The organism is Haloimpatiens massiliensis (assembly GCF_900184255.1).
In the GTDB taxonomy this organism is placed as follows: Bacteria; Bacillota; Clostridia; order Clostridiales; family Clostridiaceae; genus Haloimpatiens; species Haloimpatiens massiliensis.
The window spans coordinates 1,830,313-1,857,155 of record NZ_LT854640.1 but is presented as its reverse complement, the minus strand read 5'-3'; the positions used below and the strand labels follow the sequence as shown (position 1 = coordinate 1,857,155).

The window sequence follows — 26,843 nt, the reverse complement described above, 5'->3', positions numbered from 1 at the left end:
ATTTATTTTAGTTATAATTTATTATTTTGTTATAAATACTAACTTAAATTCAATAATTACAATGTTATTATTGAATGAGTTTAATTTTGAAATTTTAACTATTTTTATGATTTTTTATAAACTATCTTTATAAATTACTTTTATTTTTTGTAATTTCTCTTGTAGAAACTCTTTTTTATTATTCTAGCAGGTTTTATATTTTTTCTTATTTTTATTCCTATTTCAGAATCAAGAGTTGAATATTCAGCATTTATAAGAGCTAATCCTATAGTTTTCTTTAAAGTTGGTGAAGAATAACCTGTTGTAACAAAGCCTATTTTAGTATCATCCTTGTACACTTCATAGCCATGTCTTGGAATACCTTTTTCCATTTGGAAAGCTACTATTTTTTTCTTTAGTCCTTCTGCTTTCTGCTTAACTAAGGCGTCTTTACCTATGAAATCGTTTTTATCTAGTTTAACAAAGAAACCTAATCCAGCTTCAAGTGGAGTTATTTCATCTGAAAGTTCATTTCCGTATAATGGAAGATTAGCTTCAAATCTTAAAGTATCTCTGGCACCTAATGCGGAAGGTTTTAAACCCTTATCTTTTCCATATTCTAAAATACTATTCCATACTTTTTCTATTTCCTCTGCAGAAGAGAAAATTTCAAAACCATCTTCACCAGTGTATCCTGTTCTTGAAACTAAACATTTTACACCATCAATAATCACTTCTCTATTACAGTAGAAGAATTTAATAGAATCTAAATCTGTGTGCGTCAAGCCTGAAAGTATTTTTTGAGCCTCTGGACCTTGTAGAGCAACTTGACCTATTTTATTTGATATATTATCTACGGTTACATTGAATTTTTTAGAATTATCCATTAACCAATTTACATCTTTATCAGTATTAGCTGCATTTATTACTAAGAAAAAGTGCTCATCATTGAATTTGTAAACTAAAATATCATCTACTACACCTCCATTTGGATAGCACATAAGAGTGTATAGAGCTTGATTTTTTTCTAGTTTGGAAGCATCATTTGTAATTATATATTGGATAAAGCTAAGAGCATCTTTGCCTTTTACATTCACCTCTCCCATGTGTGAAACGTCGAATAAGCCAGCAGCAGTTCTTACTGCTTCATGTTCTTGAATAATTCCTTCGTATTGAATAGGTAATTCCCAACCAGCAAAATCCACCAATTTCCCGCCTAATTTAGTATGGGCATGAAAAAGGGGAGTTCTTTTTAAATTTTCCATAATTGTCCTCCTTTCATAATACAATTAAATAGTAATTTTAGATAAATATTAAGCTTAGTCCTCATTTTGAAATTAACTATTATAACTATAATTAAATTTTTATAAAAAAATAACAGAGGAATACAAAGGCATAGTAATTCCTTGTGCCTTTATACCCTCTGTACTTTTACCTGAGAATTTTTATATGGATTATGAACCATAGTAGTTCCTTCGGTGCCTTTAAAAGGTCTCTCCAGAGATCTATCCAATAGCATTATATTTGCCTGAAAGTTTCTACATAAATTTAGGCTGTTTATGTATTGCTCCTTCGGCTACCCAAAGGTATCTCATGCTATTGTCATCTAGAATATTTAATAATTTATTTATAAAACTTAATTAATCGCTTGTACATTTTAAAATTTATCACTTTTTATATCTTTTTTCAAGATAAAAACTATTCAAAATATTTATAAAATCTATAAATGCTATCGAGATTACAAATACATGTCTGTTTTTAGTTTTAAATTTAACAACACATGGAGGAAGTATTAACATTCTTTTTTATATATTTTTTCCGTATGTAAAAAGCAATGCTTCCAATAAGTCTAAAAAAACCTGATATGCATAAAGCAATATATATATTGGTATAAGATAATACAAGATTTCCAACCATAGGTGCTATAGATAAAGTTAGATTTGTGAAAGTAGCGTGTATTCCCACATATAAAAGCCTATTTTCTTCAGGACAAACTTCTAATAAAGAGCTTAAAATAACTGTGAGAGTACCAGAAGTGAAAAAACCAGTTATTAAACCTGTCAAAGTTAATATATATAAATTATAGGAAAGTGCATAAAAAATCGGTGTTATAGCCATGCCAAAAGTAGCAAACATTATTACGAATGCATTGCCCCTTTTTTGTATAAGTTTATTCCAATAACTATAGCAAAAAAACATAACTACATTAGAAGATACATTTATAATAGTAAGCCATAATTCATTGGCGTGTAGATATTTTATTTGATAAATGCTAAATAGTGGCCAGCCCATTTGCCATCCGAAGTGGAATATTAAGGAACAAAATAGAAAACCACTGAAAGTTTTATTTTTTAAAATTTTAGGTATTTGTACTTTTAAATCTTTAAGGGATTCTTTTTTCATTTGTATAGGATTTACTTCTTTTAATTTCATAAAAGTAGAAATTTCTATAAGTCCTACTATGAACGATAGTACGAATAAAATTTGATATAATACTACAGCTTGTTCATTATTATGGGCTACTATGTTAAATATTTCACCTAAAATAAGTAGAAAAATAATATTAAAAAGAGTAGAAAATTTATTTCTCAATGATATAGCAGTTGAACGATTGTGTTCTGGAAATATATCTCCTGAGAAACTTTGTAGCGACATTACAGATAAGGATTCAGGTAGGCTCATAAGTGTAAATAATACTATAAATATAGTGGGTCTATATCTAAGTGGAAAAAAAGGAACAAATGCAAAAGAGAAAATTATTAATCTGCTGAGAAGAAAGAACTTAGACATAGTTTTTTTCTTATTCTTTGTTTTACTTATAAGAATTATTCCAGGAAACATAAAAAAAGCGCCTATTAAGCCTGGTAAAGCGTTATATAAGGATAGATGAAAAGAGCCGCCTCCTAATCTAGTTATAAATTTGTCTGCAAAGGATTTATATAATGAAGTCATAATGGTAAAAAGTATACCATTTAAAATATAGTATTTTATATTACTGTTTATTACAGTATTTTTTTTGCCTTTAATATTCCGTAATATTTTCATTGAATACAACCTTTCTTTCAAAGAATTTTACAACTACATACATTCTACTACCAGTGAAGAATAAAGGCAATATTATCAATAAACAATTAATAATCATCAATGAGGTTAAAGTTTTTGTCTTAATTCAAAATTTTAAATTGAAAAGGTGAACTTAGTGCCTATGTTGTGGTAAAATAATACATAGTGATAAATGAAAATAATGTTATTATGATAGATATTGTGAAGTAAATATAAAAACAGAGATAATTGTAAATTAAATTTTCAATAGTTGGAGGAAAGAATGAATAAATATAATAAAAAACTAAGCGCTATATTAGTAATCTTAGGCATTTTGTCTTTAATTTATTATGTTATACTACTTGGTTTTAATTTTAAAATAAGTTTTTCACGATTTTGGTTATTAGTTGGTATAATATTTATTATAGGTGGGATTTTGAATAAAAATAATATTAAAATCCCAAAAAAATTTTCGGGTGTGAGAAAAATAGTAAAGGTCATTATTTGTGCGTTTATAATTATGTTTATAATTATAGAAATTCCTATATTATATTATGGAAATAAGGATTACACAGCTGATTCTGATTATATAATAGTATTAGGAGCTGGATTGCAAGGAAGAACTATGTCACTTACTCTTTACCAAAGGGTGGAGAAGGCATGGGGTTATTTAAAAGATCACCCTAACACTAAAATAATAGTATCAGGTGGTAAGGGAGCAAATGAAGCCATAAGTGAGGCAGAAGCTATGGAAAAATATTTTTTAAACAAGGGTATAGAAAGAAATAGAATTATAAAGGAGGATAAATCCAAAAATACCTATGAAAATTTACTTTTTTCAAAAGAAAAATTGATTCAAGTTGAAGGTGAAAGTTTAGAGAAAATTAAAAATCTAAAAATAGGGGTTGTAACAAGTAATTTTCATATTTTTAGGGCTAAAATGTTAGGAAATAGAGTTGGAATAGAATTACAGGGAATGCCTGCAAAGGTTATGACTACTCTTCAGCTTAATTTTTATGTGAGAGAAGCTTTAGCTGTAGTAAAATCTGTAATTTTTGATAGATAGTATAGTAAGAGGGAGAGATAATTAATGAAAACTATATTAATAGTAGAAGATGAAGAGCCTATAAGAGAACTTATAAAACTCAATTTATCAATGGTTGGATTTGATACATTGGAAGCAGAAGATGGAGAAAAGGCCTTGGAAATTATAAAAACAAAGGCTTTAGATTTAGTAGTATTAGATATAATGATTCCTAAAATAAATGGATATCAATTATTACCTAATATAGTTGAAAGGGATATACCAGTTATATTATTAACTGCAATGGACAGCTTAAAGGATAAGGTCAAAGGTTTAAATTTAGGAGCAGATGATTATATAACTAAACCTTTTGAAGGCATGGAATTAATAGCAAGAATAAATGCTTTATTTAGAAGAAGTGATAAAGAAGATAATATAAAGAAATTTGATAATATAGAAATACATGTGGAAAAGAGAAGGGTATTTAAAGATGGAGAAGAGGTAGAGTTAACTCCTAAAGAATTTGAATTATTAAAGTTATTAGTAGATAACAAGGGTATTGCGCTATCAAGAGAAAAAATATTAGAGCTAATATGGAATTATGAATATGAAGGAAATACTAGAACTGTAGATATGCACATACAAAGGCTTAGACATAAATTGGATACTGAAAGAATAAAGACCGTATACAAGATAGGATATAGACTAGAGTAGTTTAACTAAGTTGGAGGTCATGAAGTTGAAATTCAGATGGAAAATTTTCTTTTTGTGCATGAGTATATATTTTTTTACATTAACTATTACGGGGATTGTAGTTACAGAAAAAACCTATAATGATTTATTAAGTAAGGAAATAAATAGGTGTCTTAAAGAACAAAGCAATATATATAGAAACTCTGTTTTGTACTTGATGGTAAATCAAAAGCAAATGGATGAGAAGGTTGATTTAGATAGTTACAGCCAAAGAATAGTAAATATGTTCGAAGATGAAAACAGTTATATAGAGATATATAAAGAAAATGGTAAAATTATAGCGCCTAAAGAAAGTATATTTAATTTTAATAGAGGTGAAGAATTAAAATCAGCATTAAATGGCCAAAGAAATTATATACTTAGAAAAGAAAAAAATAGGCATTACATTTTTACAAATCAAAGTTTTGAGGCAGAAAATAAGAAATTTATTTTGAGTTATATAAAAGATATTACAGAAATAGACAAGCAAAAAACCGGTCAGTATCTTTTCTTTTTTGAAGTTGGTATAATAGGTCTTATGATTATAACAGCTATAACGGGAACCATAAGTAAGGTAATGATAAAGCCCATAGAAAATCTAACAGATGTAACATATAACATAAGTAAAGGAAACTACAAAGAAAGAGTTAATGTAAAAAATAGAGATGAAATTGGTATACTTGCGGGAAGATTTAATACTATGGCAGATGAGATAGAAAGTAAAATAACTCAATTGGAAATAGAAAGTCAAAAGAAGCAAAGATTTATTGATAATTTAGCTCATGAGTTAAGGACCCCACTTACATCTATCATAGGGTATGCAGAGCTTCTTATGAAAATAAAATATGATGAGGAAACTTTTCATAAAGGACTTAACTATATATATTTTGAAGGAAGTAGAATGCTAAAGTTAATAAATACTTTAATGAAGATGATAATAGCTAGAGAGGATCCACTTTGTATATCTGATCAGAGTGTAATATCTATATTAAAAGACATATCTGAAATCATGAAGATTAAGTGCAGTGAAAAGAATATAGCTTTAGAAGTAGTAGGGGAAGATATAAAATTGCCTTTAGATAGAGATATGATAAAAGGTGTTTTCATAAATTTAATTGATAATGCTCTAAAAGCATCTAATGAAAATTCAAAAATAATACTGGGAACAGGTAAAAATCATGAAGGAAATTATATATATGTAAAGGATTTTGGAAAGGGTATGGCTGAAGAAGAAATAGAAAAAGTAATAGAGCCTTTCTATAGAGTAGATAAATCTCGTTCTAGAAAAGAAGGAGGAGTAGGATTGGGACTAGCACTAAGTAGCGAAATAATAAGAAGACATAATGCTAAGCTTAAAATAGAAAGTAAAGTAAACGTGGGAACTACCGTTAAAATAATATTCTGAAATTTACAACTATTTTACGGAGAAGATGAAGTTTGAATAAATGTACATGATATATTAGAAACACAGGAGGGATATTGTGAAAAAGAAGATTTTTAACAATAAACCTAATAAGAATGTAATTCTTCCTATTATGGGGTTAGTGCTTATAGGGATTTTTTATGGTTGCTCCACTATGGAGACAAGAGACAATAAATTATATGAAGTTTATCAGGATAAGAATCAAAACGAAATAAGAAAAATTGATGGACAAGTAATTAGTAAGGGAATAGATCCTTTTAGAAATATTAATTTTAATGAAAGATTTAGCAAGATACCTGTTGCTGTTTCTCCAGATAATAAATATATATTTTATATGTCGGAGTCTAAGGAAGTAGGAAATAACAAAAATATAATAAGTGGTGAAACTTCTGGTAAATTTTATTTAATGCTTTATGATGTACAATCTCAAAATAGTACTGTTCTTAAAAGTGATATAGATTTAGTGACTTTATCAAAATGGAATAAGCAGGGAAATATAGTAGCTCTTTTGTCAGGAGAAAAATTATATATATATAATATGAAAAAAATGTGTTTTATGTTTCAAGATGAGACAAAAGGTGATTTTGTAACTTATTTTGGTTGGTCTCCTGATGGGAAAAGAATTTATACAGAACATGCTAATCTAGTAAATAACACTGTGTACTATATGGATTCTAAAGAAAAGGTGGAGTCTTATAGTAGTAATGAAAGTAAATACTATAAAGGTGCCTTAGATAAGGAATATTATTATGTTACTACTAATGAAATAACAAAATCTACTTTAAATAAGGTATCTACTTTTATAGTAGATAGCAATGGTAATAAGATGAAAAAAGTATATAATGGTAAATTTAGAGATTCGTATAAAACAGCTTCTTTATTAATAGGGGAAAATGATTTTAGACTATATTATATAAATAATATAAATGATTCTTATAAACCTATGGTTATAGATAAAAGATGTATATATGATGCTAAATTTATTTATAATGGTGATTTTGCTTATACTATAAAGAATAAAGTTGAGGAAGAGGGTAAATTTACTTTAATTTTAGTAGATAAAAAGGGAAAAGAGAAAGAAAGATATTTAGTGTCTGGAGGAAAATTTTCTGTATCTCCAGATGGAAAAAAAGCTCAAATAGCTGGTGAGAATAAGGAGCAAATAGATTTTGAAAATAGTTCAGTACAATTTTCTACAGGCGATATAGATAAACAAAGAGGAGAAATATTTAAAACCATAAGAGGAGCATCAGAGGTTGTAGCTGAATATATGTGTAGTGGAGTATACGACATGGAGAAAACTAAAGAATATTTTTCTAATAATGATGCATTAAATCAATATGCATTATTGGATATGGAGCATATATATAAGGATAAAAATGATATAGTTGCTACTATTCCTTCTAGTGAGTATGATTTAAAACTTCAAGCAGCTAATTATAAAGTTATTAATAATGCTAATGCCTATGTTGAGGTAGTGGGAGTGATGAAAAATTCTGGTGGAAGTATTATAAATATAAATATAGAATTAGCTCTCACGTATAATACTAAGGAAAACAAATGGTATGTAACAGGATTAAGTACTTTTAATTATACAGAAGAATATGAAAAAGTTAAAAAACTGTGTACGGATTATTTAGTCAAGGGTAAAGAAGGAAAAATGTTCATGGGAATATTTAAAGACAAAGAATTGAGTTTAGTTCAAATACAGTTTTGGGATATAGCTAAACCTGGTCTAGCAGCTAACATACAAAATGGAAACTATTGTAAGGTTTATATTAGACTTAAAGAAAAATCTAAGGATACTATATATAAAATGGTGCTTCATAAGGATACAAAAGGAAACTGGGAACTGACAGATTTCAAAAATGAAAGACTTAGTTATTTGTACTAATTTAAATATTTAAAGAACTTTAATACAAAAATCCCTTAGCTAAATTTAGCTAAGGGATTTTATATTAATAAAAGCAATTGTTAAATAGTTAAGCTTATATTAGTGTCCGCAGTTTCCACCACAAGAAGCACACCCATTGAACTCTCCTATTTCAAAAGGTTCTATAGTGAAACTATCAAATTCATTTTCTTCAGGGCATTTTATTTCAAAGCCTTTGAATTCTTCGAAAAGATTTCCAGCTACTAGAAAAGTTAATTCCCCAATTTGTTCAGATACATCACCAATATTTTTTTCACTTAAAGCTAGATTAAATTGAGGACCGCTGCACCCAACTCCAGCTAAAAATATTCTTATGGTATTATTAGTTACATTATTATCATCTAGAAACTTTTTAAATTCATTATAAGCAGTTTCACTCATTTTTATAGCTGCCATTTTAGCCACCTCCTAAAAGTTATAACCATTATTAAATAATAGTAGTTATAGAATAATCATAATACAAAATGTAACAAAATTCAACGTATATATAAATGTTATTGATAAAATATTAAATATGATACTGGCTAAATTATAATATATGAAATGTCATCTAAATTTATTTGTATTATTTAGAAATATGATGTTGAAAATTTATATTTATTTATATACATATAGTATAACCTAGGAGAATTCAATATATATGGTTTGTACAATTTAAATTGTAATAAAAAATTGAAATAATGACGTAAAAACATTGCATTTGTTTGAAAATAGTGATAATATATATTTAGTGTAAATTGATTTGATTGTATTGGACATTGATTTGGGGTATTAAATAAACAATATTATTTAAAAATATAGAAATAGTATATTATTTATTATTGAATTTACAAAACTTAAATTTTGGTTTTTATTAATTATTTCAGATGAAATTAGAGGGGGCTTAATTATCCTTGAGGGCTTTTGATTTCATCCGTGATTAATTTAATATAAACATTTATTTTGCAGTTGATGAATTTTTATAATGCTTGACTTAAGCATTTATAAAAATTCCCCCTTTATTTAAATTATTTTAGGTTGATTAAGCTTTTTATAAGCTTAATTTTTTTTGATTAAAAAAAGATTGCCTCAGAATAAGAAAATTATAACCTCATTTTCAAATGTATTTTGAGACAAGCTTTTTTTAAAAACAATGTTTATTTAATGTTACACAATATTTATTAAATAGCCCAAAATTAATTTATTGCATGTTTTATTCTTTATCCAAATCTAAAAAGTACATTAGTAATTCTTGACGTTTTTTCTGAATGCTATTAATTTCTTCCTCTGTCCAATTGTATATTCCCGCACCTTTTTTTGTTCCTAGTTTGCCCTCAGATACTCTATCACTTAATAGTTTAGAAGGTTCTGTTTGACTACATAAGTCTTTAAACAAATAAGAAGCTATATTGTAGAAGATGTCTAGGCCGCCTAAATCAGCACTTTTTAGTGGCCCAGTTAAAGGAAGACGTCTTCCAAAACTATATTCTACAGCTTTATCTACTTCCTCTGGGTCTGCATAACCTTGTTCTACAATGTATAATGCCTCTCTCAAAAGAGCTAATTGAAGCCTATTGCCTATGAAGCCTGGACATTCTTTATTCATTTTAACTGGCTGTTTGCCTATATTTTTAACCCATTGAACGGTTTTATCAACTACTTCAGTAGAAGTTTTACATCCAGGTACAACTTCAACTAAAGGTATAAGTTGAGGTGGATTCCAAAAGTGTGCTACTACAACTCTCTCAGGATTTTTAGTTTCCTCTGCTATATCGCTAGGATTTAACCCAGAGGTACTAGAAGTTAATATTACTTCTTTAGAGCATAATGAATCTAATTGTTTAAAAATATCTCTTTTTAAGTCTATTTTTTCTGCTAAACACTCTACTATTAATTGAACCCCATTACAAGCTTCTTCTAAAGTTTTAACTCCTTTTATTTTAGAAAAAATAGCATTGCTTTCTTGTTTGGTTAACTTACTATTTGAAACCATTATAGACAGATCCTTTTTTATATTGTTAAAACCTCTATTTAAGCTTTCATCGGACCTTCCATACATATTAACCTCAATACCTGCTTGTGCACAAAGCTGAGCTACACCATGCCCCATAGTTCCTGTGCCAAGTACTCCAATTTTTTTTATATCCATAGTATATCCCCCTCATTATATATAATTTATAAAGTGAATTAGTTGTTTAAATTTAATATTCTATAAAACAATTAACTATCCTTTTATTATTATAAATATGATAAAATTAAAATAGATTATAGTAATAGTAATAGTAATAGTAGAATATAAAACAACAAACAATAATTAGAAGTTATTAAAAACTATTTGTATGATAGTGCTTGTTATATATAATAGAAAGGATGGTAAATACAACATTTGTTTTCCATAATCCAAGTGTTGTCAATGTTATATATGCTAGAAAGGAAGTTAAAATAAATGAGTATGGAAAAGAATAATCCACAAAAAATAAAGGTGAATTATCAAAAAATATTAGAGGAAGAAATTAAAAATATCATTAGGGAAAATAAGCTGCCAAAGTTATTGATACACAGTTGTTGTGCTCCTTGTAGTAGCTATGTGTTAGAATATCTTTCAAAGTATTTTCAAATAACTATATTTTATTATAATCCTAATATTCATCCAGAGAAAGAATATAGAATAAGAGTTCAAGAACAAAAGGATTTTATAAATAAATTCAATTTTGAAAATAAAGTTGAATTTTTAGAAGGAAACTATGACATAGATAAGTTTTTTAGCATGGCTAAAGGAATGGAGGATTTAAAAGAAGGAGGAGAAAGATGCTTTAATTGTTACAGAATGAGACTAGAGGAAACTGCTCAGGTAGCTAAGAAAATGAGATTTGACTACTTCACTACCACTCTTTCTATAAGTCCTTATAAAAATGCTGAAAAATTAAATAGTATAGGTAGAGAATTAGAAGAAAAGTATGGGATAAGATACTTATTTTCAGATTTTAAAAAGAAAAATGGATATAAAAGATCCATTGAACTTTCCAATAAATATGGTCTTTATAGACAGGATTACTGTGGGTGTGTATATTCGAAAATTAAGAGTGAAGAATTAAGAAATAACTAATAACTAATAACTAAGAGCTAACTAATAACTAAGAATGAAGAACTAAGAGTTAAGAATTAAAAGCTAAGAACTAACTAAGAACTAAGAGTGAAGAACTAACTAAAAAAGAATAGCTAAAAGTTAATATTTAACTTAACTTTCGTAGTTATAAAATAAAAAATAAAGCTTTTTTAAAAATTAATTATAAAAAACTCTTTGAGTTTTATCCTTCACTCTTACTTCTTACATATTACCTTTTACCTTGGTATTTTATTTAGCTAACGTACAAATTTCTATTTTACATTCTAGATTTTAAAGATTTGTAGTTAGGGTAAAGCTAAGTAAGTTTATTTTGAAGTTAGTTTATTATTTTTGTATTGTCTTATTTGGGCAAAAAATTATGAATTTTATCTTGGAATTATTCTATTTAGGATTTCTTGTATTTCTTGGCCTAATCCTGAAAGTGGTTTTCCAGCTCTTATGTCTGAACCTAAATTTTTAATTCTTTCAGTTAGATCAGCATCTGCAGTTAAAGCAACTGTGTCTATTTCTTTATCTGTATTTTTAACAGCGTCTTCTACTTTCTTTCTAAGATCATCTGTTATTTTACCTTCGTAGTCCTTATTTATATCTACTCCTACTAAGGCGTTCTTATTAGAAATAGCCACATAGGAACTATTTACTCCCTCTACTTTATTTACTGCAGCTACTATTTTTTCAGCTCTAGCATCTAATGTTTTATTTTCTGTAACAGTTTTTTCTTCTTGAACATTTATGTTTGCATTATTTTTTTTCTCTTCTGCTGGTTTCTTAGCAGTTGCACAAGCAGTTAAGGATATGCACATAAGTGTTGTAATTAAAAATGTTGTTAATGAATGATTTTTTTTCATATAAAAAACACCTCCATATAGGTATTATTTCCTAATTAGATGGAATATATGTAATAAGATTATTGTTAAGTAGATATATAATTTTTATATGGAAAAAAGAATGTTTTTAAATTATAAAAATCCACAGTAATTATTGCTGTGGATTTTTATGTAATTTTGTTGAAAGTAATAAATATATGATATATAATTTTATATAGTAAAATATAGAATGGTATTAGGGGGAAATGTGAATGTTAGCTCAAGAAAGATATGATGAAATTTTAGATATACTAAATAGAGAGGGAACGGTTAAAGTTTCAAGACTTACAAAACTCTTTGATGTTTCTATTGAAACTGTGAGAAGAGATTTAGAATATCTTGAAAAAGAAGGTCAATTAAAAAGGGTATATGGAGGAGCGGTATTAAATAAAAAAGGAGAAGTTCAATTAAAGTTTGAAAAGAGAGAAAAGGAATTTTTAGAAGAAAAAAAGCAAATTGCTCAAATAGCTACTAGGTTTATAGTGGAAGGACAATCTATAGCTATGGATGCTAGTACTACAAATTTAGAAATAGCTAAGGTTTTAAAGACTAAATTTCAAAAGTTAACTATATTAACTAATTCCTTGGCCATAGCTAATGAACTTATGTATATGGATAACTATACAGTTATACTTACAGGTGGAATACTAAAAAGTGATGAATTCTCGCTAGTTGGCGAAATAACTGAAAACTATATTAGTCACTTTAATATAGATACAGCATTTATAAGTGCTAGTGGAGTTTCATTAAAAGGTGGAGTTACAGATTATATATTTGATCATCTTCAAATCCAAAAGAAATTTATTGATATATCTCAAAATGTAATTATATTGGCAGATAGCAGTAAGTTTGACTCTATTTCTTTATTAAAAATATGTGATTTAGAAGAAGTAAATGTGATAGTTACTGATAGCAATTTAAAAGAAAATGTACTTCAAAAATATTTAAACAGAGGGATAGAAGTTGTAAATAAGTAAGGAAAATTCTTATGTAGCTGTAATTTGTAGTATAAAATTTAATAATCAATCAACGAAAAACTTTGAATTTAAAATGTAGAATTGGAAATTTAAAATTAAAAATAAAACTAATTCAGAGTTTAAAAAAATAAATAGAAACTATAAGCAATAAGTATAAAAAATAGATAATTATAATGCTAAACCATGTTAATAGAAATATCCAACGAGGATAAACTATTTAATATGGTTTTTATTTTATAATTGTGAATTGTAAAATAGTATATGAATTTTTGTGGTATTGTGATAAAATCTAGGTAATAAATTAAACAAAACAGATATGAAAGCAACAAAAACAAAAATATTACACGCTTTATATTTGTGCATAGTACAAAAAACATACTATTATTATAGTTGAGAAGGTGGGATTAGATGAAGTTATTAGAAGAATTTTTTAAAAATTTTGCCGATTTAATATGGGGGAATTGGCTTATTGTAACTTTAATAGGAATTGGACTTTATTATACGATAATGACTAAATTTATTCAGTTTAGAAAGATGCCATATGTATTTAATGAAACCCTTATCAAACCTTTTTTAAAGAAGAAGGATAGTAAAGGAGAAGGAACTCTTACACCATTTCAGGCCCTGTGTACAGCATTAGCTAGCTGCGTTGGAAATGGTAATATAGTCGGAGTTGCTACGGCATTAGTAAGTGGAGGACCGGGAGCTATATTTTGGATGTGGGTAGCTGCACTTTTAGGTATGGCTACAAAGTTTGCAGAGATTGTTATTGGTATTGCCTATAGGGTGAAAGCAGATGACGGAACTTATGTGGGTGGACCTATGTACTACATTTCTAAAGGATTAAGACTTCCCTGGTTAGCATCTATATATGCATTTTTGCTTATTTTACAGAACTGTGGAGGTAATTTAATACAATCTAATGCGGTGGCAGGAATAGTTAAAGATCTTACAGGAATTTCTCCATTGGTAACAGCCGTAATTCTTGTTGTAGCTGTTGGACTTGTGATAATTGGAGGTGTAAAAAGGCTTGGTGCTTTTGCAGAAAAATTAATACCTTTTATGTCTAGTTTATATATATTGTGTGGAATTGTAGTTATAATTGTTAATTTTAGAAGTGTTCCTTCAGTATTTGCAAATATATTTCAAAATGCTTTTAATTTAAAAGCTGGAGTAGCAGGTGCTGTGGGATATTCCATTCGAGAAGCTGTGAGATTTGGTGTATCCAGAGGGCTTTATTCTAATGAGGCTGGCGAAGGTACTGCGCCAGTACTGCATGCTTCAGCTATAACGGATCATCCAGTAAGGCAAGCTCTTTATGGTATTACAGAGGTAAACATAGATACTATATTTATTTGTACTATAACCGCAGTAGCTATTTTAAGTACTGGAGTTATTGCTACGGGAAAGCCCGCATCTGTACTAACAAGTATGGCTTTTGGACAGGTACATCCTACTTTCCAATACATAGTTGGCATCAGCATGGTTTTGTTTGCATATTCCACAATACCGGCAGAGTGGTATTTTGGAACTATAGGTTTAACTTATTTGGTTGGATCTAAGAAAGCCACATTTTTTAAATACATATTTGTATGCTTTACATTCTTAGGGTGTATAAGTAGACTTCCATTGGTTTGGTACATACAGGATTGTATTTTAGGGTTGTTGATTATACCTAACTTAATAGCTATTTTATACCTAAGTCCTAAGGTGTTTAAGCTTACAGAAGAATTTTTTAATCCTAAAAATGAATATTTAGATTAAAAAAATAGAAATACACAAAATACCACAATAAAATAATAAAAATCAAAATAAATACTTGTAATTCCACAAAAAGTGTTATATACTTAAGTTGTTCCCAAAACAGTGAAATTTAAAAAAATTTAAAAAACGGTTTATACGTTTTCAAATTATTTAGGGGAGGGTTTTCCATTGAGCAAAAAAGATAATAAAATGAAATGGATTAAACTTATTGTATTAATTTTAGGTGGAGGAACAATATTTAAATTATCATCTTTAAAAGATGCATTTTATGTTCCAATGCAGCAGTATTTACATTTAACACATACTCAAATAGGTATGGCTATGTCTGTTTATGGAATGGTTCAGACTTTTGGTAATTTTGCTTCAATCTATATAGCAGATAGATTTTCTAAGAAAAAGCTAATACCTCTTTCCTTAATAGGAGTCGGACTTGTAGGTTTATATTTATCAACATTCCCAGGTTACGTTGGAATATTAATTATTTGGGGACTATTCTCATTGTTTGCAGAAGTAATTTACTGGCCAGTTCTATTGAAAGCTGTAAGATTACTAGGAAATGAAGATGAGCAAGGAAGAATGTTTGGATTCTTAGAAGCTGGTAGAGGTGTGGTTGATACTATAGTAGCATTCTCAGCTCTTGGAATATTTGCATTATTGGGAAAAGGTGCAGCAGCGCTTAGAGGATCAATCATATTCTATTCAGCAGTGCCCATAGTAATTGGAGTTATTTCATACTTTATGCTTGAAGACGACGTGATAAAAGATGTAGACGAAAATGGAAATAAAGTAAGTAAGAATAAAGTTGCATTACAGGGTGTCGCAAAAGCAATAAAAACACCAGAAATATGGGTAGTATCACTATCAATATTTTCAATTTACTCAGTATATTGTGGTTTAACTTACTTTATACCATTCTTAAAAGATATATATGCAATGCCTGTAACTTTAGTAGGAGCTTACGGTATCATAAACCAATATGGATTAAAAATGGTTGGAGGTCCTGTAGGTGGATTCTTAGTGGACAAGAAGGTTAAATCTGCAACTAAATATTTAAGAGGAGCACTATTAGTATCAGCAATAGCAATGGGCGGATTTATAATGCTTCCTCACCAAAAAATGAACATATATGTAGGAATGGCTTTAACACTTGGATTCGGAGCTATAATATTCTCCATGAGAGCTGTCTTCTTTGCTCCAGTTGAAGAAATAAAGGTTCCAAGGGAAATAAGTGGAGCTGCTATGTCTATAGCATGTGTACTTGGATATTCACCATCTATGTTTGCATACACAATATATGGAAGCATGCTAGACAGAGCACCTGGAATACAAGGATATAGACATGTATTCATGACTATGATAGGTTTCTCACTTTTAGGATTTGTAATAACTAGTATATTGTTAAAAATGATAAAGAAGAAAAATGCATCAGCATAAAATAATTAACTTATAATTATTTATATAAAAGTCTTTATTTTAAAATAATTAATTCACATATCTAGGTGCCACTAAGTTTTACAAAATAAAATTTAGTGGCTCTAAATTTTAATAAACTATCAGTGTACTAATAATCAGTGATTAATTTGAAAAAATTTCAATTAAGTTTTTAAAAGTATAATTAAAAATTGTTGTGAAATTTACATATACATTGATAATTTAATATTTGCATTGTTAGGAGGAAAAAAATGAAAATTGGTTTAGAGACAGAAAGTTATCATTTACATTTTCAAAATGGTCGTATGGATATATTTGATTTTATAAGAAGAACTGCAGAATTAGGATTAGATGGAGTACAAATAAATATAATAAAGGATAAAAATTTAGACCCAGAATGGGGAACATTGGGTTCAGATGATACTGAGCACCTATTAAAAGTTAGAAAAGAAATAGAAAAATATGGATTATACGTTGAAATAGATGCCAGAGGAACAGAACCTAAAAAGTTTAAGAAAATTATAGAAGCAGCACATATACTAGGAGCAGATGTGATAAGAACTTATGTAAGCTGCGGTGGAAATTTAGAAGAAGAAATGGCAAGAGCTCCTAAGGACATAGAAGAAATACTTCCACTACTTAAAAAATACAGAATTAAACTTGCTATAGAAAATCACGAATACGAAACTGCAGAAGAAATGATAGAATTAGTAAAGAAAATAAACAACCCATGGATTGGTATTACCTGCGATATTGGGAACGGAATGATGGTTTGGGAAGAACCAATAGATACGGTTAAAAAGCTAGCACCATATACTCTTACTACTCACTTTAAAGATCATATAATTGTAAAAGAAGATGAAGGAGACTTTAGAGTTTGCGGTATTGCAATAGGTGATGGAAACATAGACACAGATGAATGCTTTAAAATATTAGTAGAAAACACTACACTGCAAAGAATAAATATAGAAATGTGTCACCCATATACTGCTACCTTCAAAAAGGAAAAAGGAGCAGGTGGAGTTTTTGAATTGGGAAAAGGTGCATTTAAAGTTGAAAAACCACCAGCACCAGCAGACATAAAACCAAGTCAATACTATTATCCACCAGAAGAGCATTTAGAAGATATGATGAAATACCAAGATGAAGAAGTAAGAAAGTCAGCAAAATACATGTTAGCTTTGAGAGATAAATATTGTAGATAATAATGCAGGTTAGATTTAAGGGATAAATATTGTAAATAGAAATACATGTTAGCTATAAGAGATAAATATTATAGATAATAATAAGGCCATAGGAAAGTAATGATATTACTTTTATTATGGTCTTTTCTTAATATATGATCCTATAGAAATGCCAAAACAAAGCAGTGTCATCCATATGTAAAGAGGATAGCAATTTTAAGTTATTGTTTATCAAATACTATTAGAAAGACTTTAAAAAGTTGAAGGATCTGGAAGATAAATATGAAAAAATAACAGTAGATAGAATCATTGAAATATGTAACACTGTTTACAATGATGCAGGGAGCATAAGGATGAAAAGGGCTAGGGGGAATACGGAGAGGATTAGGGGAATGATCAATAATCAATGCTCGATGAACAATGATCAATGAACAGTGAGTAATGAATAATGAAAAATGATTAATGTATGGGGAAGATTGTAAATTCATAATTTAGAATTGGTAAATGATAATGAGTGATTTTTAATCATGTATATTTACTTTGTAATATGTTACAATTATTACTGTAAAACTGGACCACGGAGGTGAATTTTGTTATGGAATATAAATCTACTATTAAGTCTAGACCATATTTATACAAAGAAACTAAAAAGGCTGCAGTACTTATAAATACAGGGATATCAATAGATGAAATAAAAAATAAATCGGTAAAAGATAATATTTTCCAGCTTGAAAGTGAAGCTAGAAAGAAGGAAGTTGCATCAATTATAGTGACAAGACTTAAAGATTTAGATAATTTTATAATAAATAAAATATCAGAAGGAAATATAGAGACATCAAAAATTCTTGTTTTGTATTCAATTATTAAAACAGATAGATTATTTTTTGAGTTTATGAATGAAGTTTATAAGGAAAAATTATTATTAAGAGATTTATTATTAAGAGACAAAGATTTTAATTTATTTTTTCAAAGTAAGAAAGAGCAAAGTGAAAAAGTGGCTTCGTGGACGGAGTACACATTGAAAAAGTTAAAACAGGTTTATGTAAGAATTATTTTTGAGTGTGGACTTATTGAAAATCAAAAGGGTGATAGAAAGATAAAGATCCCTATTTTGGATAGAGAAGTTAAAGAACATTTATATAAAATAGGAGATAAAATGTATATAAACGCTATAATAGGAGATAGTGAGTAGTTAGAAGGCGTAACAGCTTATAATTGTTGTGTGTGTTTTAGAATATGGGAGGGTATAAATGAAAGATATATATCAAAGAATTGATGAAATAATACCTAGGATAACAGAGCCTAACTTTAGAAAAAATAAGGGGCTTGGTAATGAAATTGGATTCTATGTTTTTGACTATGAGCCCGAATATGAACTTTTAGTCAGGGATAGAGTGAAATTTATAAAAGAAAAAATTAAGAGTACATATGGATTAAATATAATAGAATTTGATCTTTATGAAATTATATTAGAGATTTTAGAATTAAAGGGATATCTAAAAAAAAATTTTCAAATGGAAGAGAAAAAGGGTAGCCAGTATGTACTAAATGCAACTAAGAAAACTTTAAGATTAACTTTAGAAAATGATTTAGTAGTTAAGTATATAGCAGAACGGCTGGAGGATACTGATATAGTATTCTTAACGGGCGTAGGAAAGTCATGGCCCATAATAAGGTCGCATACTATTTTAAATAACCTACATAGAATTGTGGAAAAGCAGCCTTTAGTAATGTTTTTTCCAGGAAACTATGATGGTGGAACACTTATGTTGTTTAACAGTTTAAAAGATGATAATTATTATAGAGCATTTCCACTTGTGGATAGGGTATAACTAATTTGGGAATTTAATGGAGTTTAACCAGTGATTACAAAAGCAAGAGTTTTATCGGTGGTTAGTCATGGGATAAATATTAAAAGTGTTGGGGGGAAGATTAAATGGAATTTAAGTTGAAAGAAATGTTTTATAAGGAAATTGATAGAGATATAAAAGGTGTTATAAAAGTAGGTCAGGCAGATGATGAAAATATTAAGCAGGAGTTAGAAGAGTATGTGGTAACAGGTGAATTAAGAAAACATATTGATAGATTTTTTAAAGCTTACAAAACAAGTATTATAGGAAATACAGATAAAAATGGGGTTTGGATTTCTGGTTTCTTTGGTAGTGGTAAATCTCACTTTTTAAAGATACTTTCCTATCTTTTAGAAAACAGAGAAATTGAAGGAAAGAAGGCTATAAATTACTTTGATGATAAAGAGTTAGATAATTTTGTTTTAGACAATATGAAACAAGCAGGTGATGTATTAGCCGATGTTATCCTTTTTAATATAGATTCAAAATCGGATTCAAATTCTAAAGCTAATAAGGATGCTATAGTTAATGTATTTAATAAGGTGTTTAATGAAATGCAAGGTTTCTGCGGTTCTATGCCGTGGATAGCAGATTTAGAAAGACAATTGGTTAAAGATCAAGTTTATGAAAATTTTAAAGAAACCTTTGAAGAAATAGCAGGTAATTCATGGGTAGAAGCAAGAGAAGATTTTTACTATGAAGAAGATTCAATTGTAGAGGCATTGTCAAAAACCACCAAGATGAGTGAAGAGGCAGCAAGGAATTGGTACAATAAATGTGAAGAAAACTATTCATTAAGTATAGATAAATTTGCCTCTAGAGTTAAAGAATATAGTGAATCAAAAGGGAAAAATCATCATGTTGTATTCTTAGTAGATGAGATAGGTCAATACATAGGAGATAATACACAACTTATGCTAAATCTTCAAACTGTTGTAGAGGATTTAGGAACTAAGTGTGGTGGTAAGTGCTGGGTTATAGTTACATCACAAGAAGGATTAGATGAATTTACAAAAGTTAAGGGAAATGACTTTTCCAAAATACAAGGTAGGTTTAATACTAGATTGTCTTTATCTTCTGCAAATGTTGATGAAGTAATTAAGAAACGTATACTTAGAAAAAATGCTGGTGCCACAAGTCACCTAAAAGCATTATATGAGCAAAAGGAATCTATAATAAAGAATCTCTTAACATTTACATCCGATACTGCTGAAATGAAATTATATAAAAATGGAGATGAGTTTGCAGAGGTTTACCCATTTATACCTTATCAATTTAATTTACTTCAAACAGCATTTAATGGTGTTAGAGAGCATGGAGCATCTGGTAAGAGTTTATCTAAGGGAGAAAGAAGTTTACTTGGAGCATATCAACAAGTGGCTATAGAGTATATGAATGAGGATACTAATATATTTATACCATTTTCAGCATTTTATAAAACTATTGAAACCTTTTTAGATTCATCTATAAGAACAGTTATTATTCATGCAGAAAAAAATGAACATTTAAATAAATTTGATGTGGAAGTTTTAAAATTATTATTTTTGGTTAAATATGTGAAGGAAGTAAAGGCGAATATAGAGAATATTTCTACATTACTAGTAAGCGAAATAAATGCAGATAAGTTAGAAATAAAGAAAAAAGTTCAGGAGTCTTTAAATAGATTAATAAGAGAAACGTTAGTACAAAAAAATGGTGATGAATATGTATTTCTAACCAATGATGAACAAGATGTAAATAAAGAAATCAAGAATATGCCAGTTGATAATGGAGAAGTAACTCAAAAGGTTGGAGAAATAATTTTTGATGATATATATGGAGACACTAAATTTTCATATTCAAGAAAATATCAATTTACATTTAATAAAATTGTAGATGACAGAACAAGAGGACCTCAAACCAGCGAAATAGGAGTTAAAATAATAACTGCAAACTTTGATTTAGTAGGTATTTCAAGTGAAAGTGAATTGAAATTATTATCCGCTAGAGAAAACAATGTGATTATAAACATATCAAATGATGTTAACTATTTAGAAGAAATAGAAAATGTATTAAAGATAGATGCTTATCTAAGGGTTAAGGGTGGAACAAAATCTAGTACTGCTATAGAGGATATTAAAGTAAAGAAAAGTAGAGAAAGGGAAGATAGAGCAAGAAGAGCAAAATTCTTAATAGAAGAGACTTTAAGAACGGCTCAGGTTTATGTAAATGGCAGCTTTTTAGATATAAAGGAAAAAGGTGGGGTAGATAGAATAAATACAGGGTTAAAGGCTTTAGTAGATTCTAAATATAACAAAATAAACTATGTGAAAGAGTTTAGAGAAAATGCTAAAGAGCTCTATGACATAATAGATGCTAGATTCAATCAAATGGAATTAGTCGATACAAATCCAAATAGATTAGCTATATATGAAGTTAATAATCATATACAAACTAGTTCTTCAAGAAACCTTCAAGTTACAGTTAAGAGCATATTAACTAAGTTTTCAAATGCTCCTTATGGATGGAAAGACATAGATATACAAGCTATGATAGTAACTTTATTTAAAAAACAAGAGATCAAGGTTATATTAAATGGTGAAGTATTAACCCCTAATAATAGAGAAGTTGTAAACTATGTAACTAAGAGAGAATATGTTGAAAGAGTTATATTAAAAACTAGAGAAAAAGTAAATCAAAAATATATAGAAGTGGTTAAAGATTTAAATCAAGATTTATTTGGTTTTTCATCATTACCAACGGATGAGGATGGAATGATGAGCATATTTAAGGATGAATGCAGGGAAGAGCTTTTAAAAATAAATGAAATGCTTATTAACTTTAAATTTCAAGCAGCTTATCCAGGAGAAAAGATTTTAAAAGATGGAAAAAGATTATTTGCAGAGGTAATAGCGATTTCAGATACAATGGATTTTTTTAAAAAAATATATGATTTAGAAGATGACTTTTTAGACTATGCAGATAATATTGATGAAATAAATGGATTCTTCTATAAGAAAGAGAATGGAAGAATAGATTTTTCATCCAAAGGAGAACAAAGAAGTATATTTGATGATGCAATAGATAAGTTAGAAAACTTTAAAGAAAATAAGGAATATATAGTTAATGATGATATAGAGAGAATTGTAGAAGAAATAAAAGAAATAATAAGAATGCCTAAACCTTATGTCAAGATACCTACAATACCTCTTTTAATAGAAAGGTATAGTAATAGGATAGTTTCATTATTAGAAGAGGAAAGTATCCCCGTAAAAGGCTTCATAGAAAAGTGCAGAAACGAGGTCTTTGAAACTTTAGATGCATATGAGTTTAAGGGGAAATTTGAAGATAAAATAATTGAAGAATTTGATAATCTTTATAATAGAGCTTTAAGTGCAAGTAGTTTTGCTGTACTTTCATCAATGTCAGATCTTGCGGAAAAGATTAAGTTAAAGTGGATTAAGGAAATAGTAACAGAAGATGAGATTCAAAAGAGAATAAAGGCAAAAGAAATAAAAGAGGCAAGTAGAGTAGCAGAAAAAGTGGGAAAAGGTGAAAATAAAACCCCTACATCAGAGTATAAAGTAGAACCTATACCAGAGGTAGTTATTAAAACTAAAACCCTTAGCATGAGGGAATTAGTTAAAGGTCAAAAAACCATAAAGAATAATGAAGATATAGATGAAGTGATAGAAGTTCTAAGAAAGAAATTAAGAGAAGAATTAGAAAAAGATACAATAATTAGTTTGGTATAAAACCTAAGGGGAGGAAACTCCCCTATAAAGTTATGATGGAGGAGTACAAATGGATAAGAACAAAATAAAATCCTTTGCGGCATGGGCTAGAAGAAAACTTATAAGTTCAGTTAGTGAACGAGCCAATAGAATAGGTGTTGCTGAAAATAAAATTCAAGATGCAGTAGCAGTTCAAGGTGGATTTAAATTAGAAGGTAATAATGAGATATTTAAACTTTCTAAAGATAATAGAGATAAATTGGTGAGAGAAGTTAATGAAAAAGGTTTTGAACAAGTAATGGAAGAAGTAGCTTATACTTGGTTCAATAGATTTATGGGGCTTAGATATATGGAAGTTAATGAATATCTTCCAACAGGTATAAGAGTGCTTTCATCACAGTTAGATGGAAAAACTGAACCTGATGCATTGTCAAAGGTGTATAACATTATAGAAGAATTATCATTAGACATTAAAAAAGTTGATAATTTAATATCAGATACAGATGAAAATGGAAATGAAAAAACATCCAAACAAAAACAAAATGATATAAGAGAATTGTATAAATATATATTAGTAAGACAGTGTAACGAATTAGGTAATATAATACCTCAAATGTTTGAAAAGATAAGTGATTATACGGAATTATTGCTACCAGACAACCTTTTAGAGGAGGGTTCTGTAATAAGAAAAATGGTAGAAGATATAGAGGAAGAGGACTGGAAAGAAGAAGTAGAAATAATAGGTTGGATGTATCAATACTACATATCAGAAAAGAAAGATGAAGTATTTGCAGCATTAAAGAAGAATGTAAAAATAACAAAAGAAAATATTCCAGCAGCAACACAATTATTTACTCCAAAATGGATAGTTAAATATATGGTAGAAAATTCACTAGGTAGACTATGGCTAGAAGGGCATCCAAATGAGGAACTTCAAAAACAGTGGAAATACTACCTAGAAGAAGCCGAGCAAGAGTCAGAAGTAGAAGAAGAATTAAAGAAAATAAGAGAAGAACACAGCAAACTAAAACCAGAAGATATAAAGGTACTAGATCCATGTATGGGATCAGGACATATTTTAGTTTATGCCTTTGATGTATTATATAAAATCTATGAAACAGCAGGGTATTCCGAAAGAGAAATACCTAGATTAATATTACAAAATAATCTATATGGATTAGATATAGATGATAGAGCAGCACAATTAGCATCATTTGCTTTAATAATGAAGGCTAGGCATTATAATAGAAGATTGTTTAGGGAGATAGAAAGAGAGCATTTAGAGTTGAATTTATGTTCAATACAAGAGAGTAATTTAATCAGAGGACAATGGACAGAGTGCAATTGCCGTTTGGGAGAAATAACTGATTATTTTTGTAGTATAAATGGAGTTTTAAATGAGCAACTCAAAAATGGTTTTGAATATTTAGTAAATACATTTGTTAATGCAAAGGAATATGGTTCTATACTAGAAGTTGAAAAAGTAAATTTTGAAGCATTAAAAGAAAGATTAAAAGAAATAGAACGAGAAGAAAACTTTATTTTTGGTGATTATAGAAAAGTGATTTTAGATAAACTTCCTAAGATAATTAAACAAGCAGAGATAATGAGTAGGAAGTATGAGGTTTGTGTAACTAATCCACCTTATATGGGAAATGGAGGAATGAGAGAGAGTTTATCTAATTTTATAAAAATGAATTATCCTAATAGTAAGAGTGATCTATTTGCAGTTTTTATTGAAAAAGGTTTTGATATGGTTAAGAAGAACGGTTTTAGTTGCATGGTTACAATGCAGTCATGGATGTTTTTATCATCGTTTCAAAAAATGAGAGAAATGATTTTAGTTAATAGAACAATTATGACTTTATTACATATGGATAATATGGTTATGGGTATAGCATTCGGAACATCCGCAACTGTTTTTAGAAATTCTAAAATTTATGATTACAAAGGAAAGTATAATTTTATAAGTATATCAAACATTGGTATAGACAATACTCCAATGGAGTTTCCTTCATCGGAAAAGAGGAATACAGTTACAAAATCAAGAACTTTTATGGATATTCCAGGATCACCTATTGCATATTGGGCAAGTGAAAAGCTAAGAGAAGCTTTTAAAAATAAATTATTTTTTGATTTTTCTATTTCAGAAGGTAAAAACGTAACGGGGAATAATGAAAGGTTCCTTAGACATATATGGGAAGTAAATAATAGAAGCATAGGATTAAATCAAAAATGGTTATTATATGCAAAGGGTGGGGTTTATAGAAAATGGTATGGAAATTTTGAATATATTATTGATTGGTCAGATAAAGCAAGAAAACATTATAGGAAAGATAAAGTTGCTAGAATAATTCCTGAATATCTTTGGCACAAAATAGGTATATCGTGGACATATGCAACTTCAGGATTGCCAAGTTTTAGAGTGTTGCCTAAAAATGCAACTTTTGATAGTGGTGGTTTATCAATATTTCTTAAAAATGATGATGAAATAAATTACTTTTTAGGGTTATTTAATAGTAAAGTATTTTTGGAATTTCAAAGTATATTAAATCAAACTGTTAACTTATTCATACAAGATGTACGAAATATTCCAATAGCTAATGGTGAGATATACTTTAATCGTATAGTTGATATTGTTGGAAAAAATATCAATATTTCAATTCATGAATGGAATTTATTTGAGATATCATTAGATTTTAAAGTTCATCCATTACTAAAGTTATTAGATAGAAATGAACAAAATAAATTAGAATCAGTATTTACTACATGGAAAACTGAATGTGAAGAAAACTTTAAGCAGTTAAAGCATAATGAAGAAGAATTAAATAGGATATTCATTGATATTTACGGTTTACAAGATGAATTAACTCCAGAGGTTGAGGATAAGGACATAACTATTAGAAAAGCGGATAGAGAAAGAGATATTAAATCCTTTATTTCTTATGCTGTTGGGTGCATGCTAGGTAGATATTCTATTGATTCAGAAGGGCTTATTTATGCTGGTGGAGAGTTTAAGGATAAGTGGGATTTAGAAGAAAAGAAAGTTAGAAAAATAGAAAAAAATGATGATGGTAATATTATATCAGATTCATGGGTTGATGCTACTTTTATGCCTGATGCTGATAATGTCCTTCCTATCACAGAGGACGAATATTTTGAGGATGATATAGTTTCAAGATTTATTGATTTTGTTAGAACTGTATATAGTGAGGAAACTTTAGAAGAAAACTTAGATTTCATTGCTGATTCCATTGGGAGAAAGCCTTCTGAAACCGCTAGACAGGTAATTAGAAGATACTTTATTAAAGATTTTTATAAGGATCACTTAAAGGTTTATAAAAAGAGACCTATTTATTGGATGTTTGAGTCTGGTAAGAATGATGGATTTAAGGCTTTAGTTTATATGCATAGATACAATGAACAAACTGTTGCAAGGGTTAGAACGGATTATCTTCATACATTGCAAAGAAAATATGAAGCAGAAATACAAAGACAGCAATTAATAGTAAATTCGGAAGAGTATACTGCAAAAGATAGAAGAGACGCTAAAAAGAAGATAGATAGAATAGTAAAACAAATAGAAGAGTGTAGAGAGTATGATCAAGTAGTGGCACATTTAGCTAATGAAAGAATATCTATTGATTTAGATGATGGTGTTAAAGTTAATTATGCTAAATTTCAAGGAGTTAAGGTAATTAATTCTAAAGGTAAAGAAGTTAAGATGGATTTATTAGCAAAGATATAATAAAGTTTATACAGGGTATGTAGAGTGCATATTCTGTATCTTATGAAAAGAAAGGTATAAGGTAGGTGTAT

Annotated in this window: 18 protein-coding genes and 1 riboswitch; of the genes, 13 read left to right on the top strand and 5 right to left on the bottom strand. The window is 28.5% G+C overall.

Features of this window, described 5'->3' with window-relative positions; genetic code table 11:
* Nucleotides 1–140 precede the first annotated feature (140 nt).
* A complete protein-coding gene (gcvT, locus tag C1715_RS16955; protein ID WP_102401537.1) occupies nt 141–1,244 on the bottom strand; it encodes a glycine cleavage system aminomethyltransferase GcvT in 1,104 nt (367 codons plus the stop codon).
* Nucleotides 1,245–1,392: 148 nt separating this feature from the next.
* Nucleotides 1,393–1,490, bottom strand: a riboswitch (glycine riboswitch).
* Nucleotides 1,491–1,749: 259 nt separating this feature from the next.
* The gene (locus C1715_RS16950; RefSeq protein WP_102401536.1) at nt 1,750–3,024 is read right to left on the bottom strand and encodes an MFS transporter; all 1,275 of its coding nucleotides are present in this window, start codon (nt 3,022–3,024) and stop codon (nt 1,750–1,752) included.
* A 280-nt stretch (nt 3,025–3,304) separates the two neighbouring features.
* Here C1715_RS16950 and C1715_RS16945 point away from each other — a divergent pair, with 280 nt between their 5' ends.
* The 4 genes from C1715_RS16945 to C1715_RS16930 all read left to right on the top strand — a co-directional run bounded on the left by C1715_RS16945 (nt 3,305) and on the right by C1715_RS16930 (nt 8,094).
* Nucleotides 3,305–4,087, top strand: coding sequence for a YdcF family protein (locus C1715_RS16945; RefSeq protein ID WP_102401535.1), 783 nt, complete (start codon nt 3,305–3,307; stop codon nt 4,085–4,087).
* A 24-nt stretch (nt 4,088–4,111) separates the two neighbouring features.
* Nucleotides 4,112–4,759 carry a response regulator transcription factor gene (locus C1715_RS16940; RefSeq protein ID WP_102401534.1) on the top strand — a complete coding sequence of 216 codons (648 nt, stop codon included), beginning with the start codon at nt 4,112–4,114 and terminating at the stop codon, nt 4,757–4,759.
* Between the two features lie 58 nt (nt 4,760–4,817).
* The gene (locus C1715_RS16935; protein ID WP_180964120.1) at nt 4,818–6,182 is read left to right on the top strand and encodes a sensor histidine kinase; all 1,365 of its coding nucleotides are present in this window, start codon (nt 4,818–4,820) and stop codon (nt 6,180–6,182) included.
* Between the two features lie 76 nt (nt 6,183–6,258).
* Nucleotides 6,259–8,094 carry a PD40 domain-containing protein gene (locus C1715_RS16930; protein WP_102401532.1) on the top strand — a complete coding sequence of 612 codons (1,836 nt, stop codon included), beginning with the start codon at nt 6,259–6,261 and terminating at the stop codon, nt 8,092–8,094.
* Between the two features lie 99 nt (nt 8,095–8,193).
* On the opposite strand, the gene C1715_RS16925 is transcribed toward C1715_RS16930, so the two are convergent.
* Together C1715_RS16925 and C1715_RS16920 are read right to left on the bottom strand one after the other, a co-directional pair.
* Nucleotides 8,194–8,529 (bottom strand): HesB-like protein, encoded by a 336-nt coding sequence (locus tag C1715_RS16925; protein WP_102401531.1) that lies wholly within the window; start codon nt 8,527–8,529, stop codon nt 8,194–8,196.
* Nucleotides 8,530–9,325: 796 nt separating this feature from the next.
* The gene (locus tag C1715_RS16920) at nt 9,326–10,261 is read right to left on the bottom strand and encodes a 3-hydroxyacyl-CoA dehydrogenase family protein (protein ID WP_102401530.1); all 936 of its coding nucleotides are present in this window, start codon (nt 10,259–10,261) and stop codon (nt 9,326–9,328) included.
* A 303-nt stretch (nt 10,262–10,564) separates the two neighbouring features.
* Between C1715_RS16920 and C1715_RS16915 the strand changes: the two genes are divergently transcribed.
* Nucleotides 10,565–11,218 (top strand): epoxyqueuosine reductase QueH, encoded by a 654-nt coding sequence (locus C1715_RS16915; protein WP_102401971.1) that lies wholly within the window; start codon nt 10,565–10,567, stop codon nt 11,216–11,218.
* A gap of 386 nt (nt 11,219–11,604) precedes the next feature.
* Here the strand turns inward: C1715_RS16915 and C1715_RS16910 are convergent, their stop codons facing one another.
* Nucleotides 11,605–12,087: a YhcN/YlaJ family sporulation lipoprotein gene (locus tag C1715_RS16910; protein ID WP_102401529.1), complete on the bottom strand. Its 483-nt coding sequence runs from the start codon at nt 12,085–12,087 to the stop codon at nt 11,605–11,607.
* Between the two features lie 230 nt (nt 12,088–12,317).
* On the opposite strand from C1715_RS16910, the gene C1715_RS16905 reads away from it, so the two are divergent.
* The 8 genes from C1715_RS16905 (at nt 12,318) to pglX (ending at nt 26,772) form a co-directional block, all read left to right on the top strand.
* Nucleotides 12,318–13,082, top strand: a complete 765-nt coding sequence (locus C1715_RS16905; RefSeq protein ID WP_102401528.1) for a DeoR/GlpR family DNA-binding transcription regulator — start codon at nt 12,318–12,320, stop codon at nt 13,080–13,082.
* 408 nt (nt 13,083–13,490) lie between these two features.
* The gene (locus C1715_RS16900; RefSeq protein ID WP_102401527.1) at nt 13,491–14,846 is read left to right on the top strand and encodes an alanine/glycine:cation symporter family protein; all 1,356 of its coding nucleotides are present in this window, start codon (nt 13,491–13,493) and stop codon (nt 14,844–14,846) included.
* Nucleotides 14,847–15,014: 168 nt separating this feature from the next.
* A complete protein-coding gene (locus C1715_RS16895; protein ID WP_341457756.1) occupies nt 15,015–16,280 on the top strand; it encodes an MFS transporter in 1,266 nt (421 codons plus the stop codon).
* 248 nt (nt 16,281–16,528) lie between these two features.
* Nucleotides 16,529–17,482, top strand: a complete 954-nt coding sequence (locus tag C1715_RS16890) for a sugar phosphate isomerase/epimerase family protein (protein ID WP_102401526.1) — start codon at nt 16,529–16,531, stop codon at nt 17,480–17,482.
* Between the two features lie 574 nt (nt 17,483–18,056).
* A complete protein-coding gene (locus C1715_RS16885) occupies nt 18,057–18,653 on the top strand; it encodes a DUF1819 family protein (RefSeq protein ID WP_102401525.1) in 597 nt (198 codons plus the stop codon).
* Between the two features lie 58 nt (nt 18,654–18,711).
* The gene (locus C1715_RS16880; RefSeq protein ID WP_102401524.1) at nt 18,712–19,293 is read left to right on the top strand and encodes a DUF1788 domain-containing protein; all 582 of its coding nucleotides are present in this window, start codon (nt 18,712–18,714) and stop codon (nt 19,291–19,293) included.
* 104 nt (nt 19,294–19,397) lie between these two features.
* On the top strand, nt 19,398–23,045 hold the full coding sequence (gene brxC / locus C1715_RS16875) for a BREX system P-loop protein BrxC (RefSeq protein WP_102401523.1): 3,648 nt from the start codon (nt 19,398–19,400) through the stop codon (nt 23,043–23,045).
* A gap of 49 nt (nt 23,046–23,094) precedes the next feature.
* Nucleotides 23,095–26,772 (top strand): BREX-1 system adenine-specific DNA-methyltransferase PglX, encoded by a 3,678-nt coding sequence (gene pglX, locus C1715_RS16870; RefSeq protein ID WP_102401522.1) that lies wholly within the window; start codon nt 23,095–23,097, stop codon nt 26,770–26,772.
* Nucleotides 26,773–26,843 lie beyond the last annotated feature (71 nt).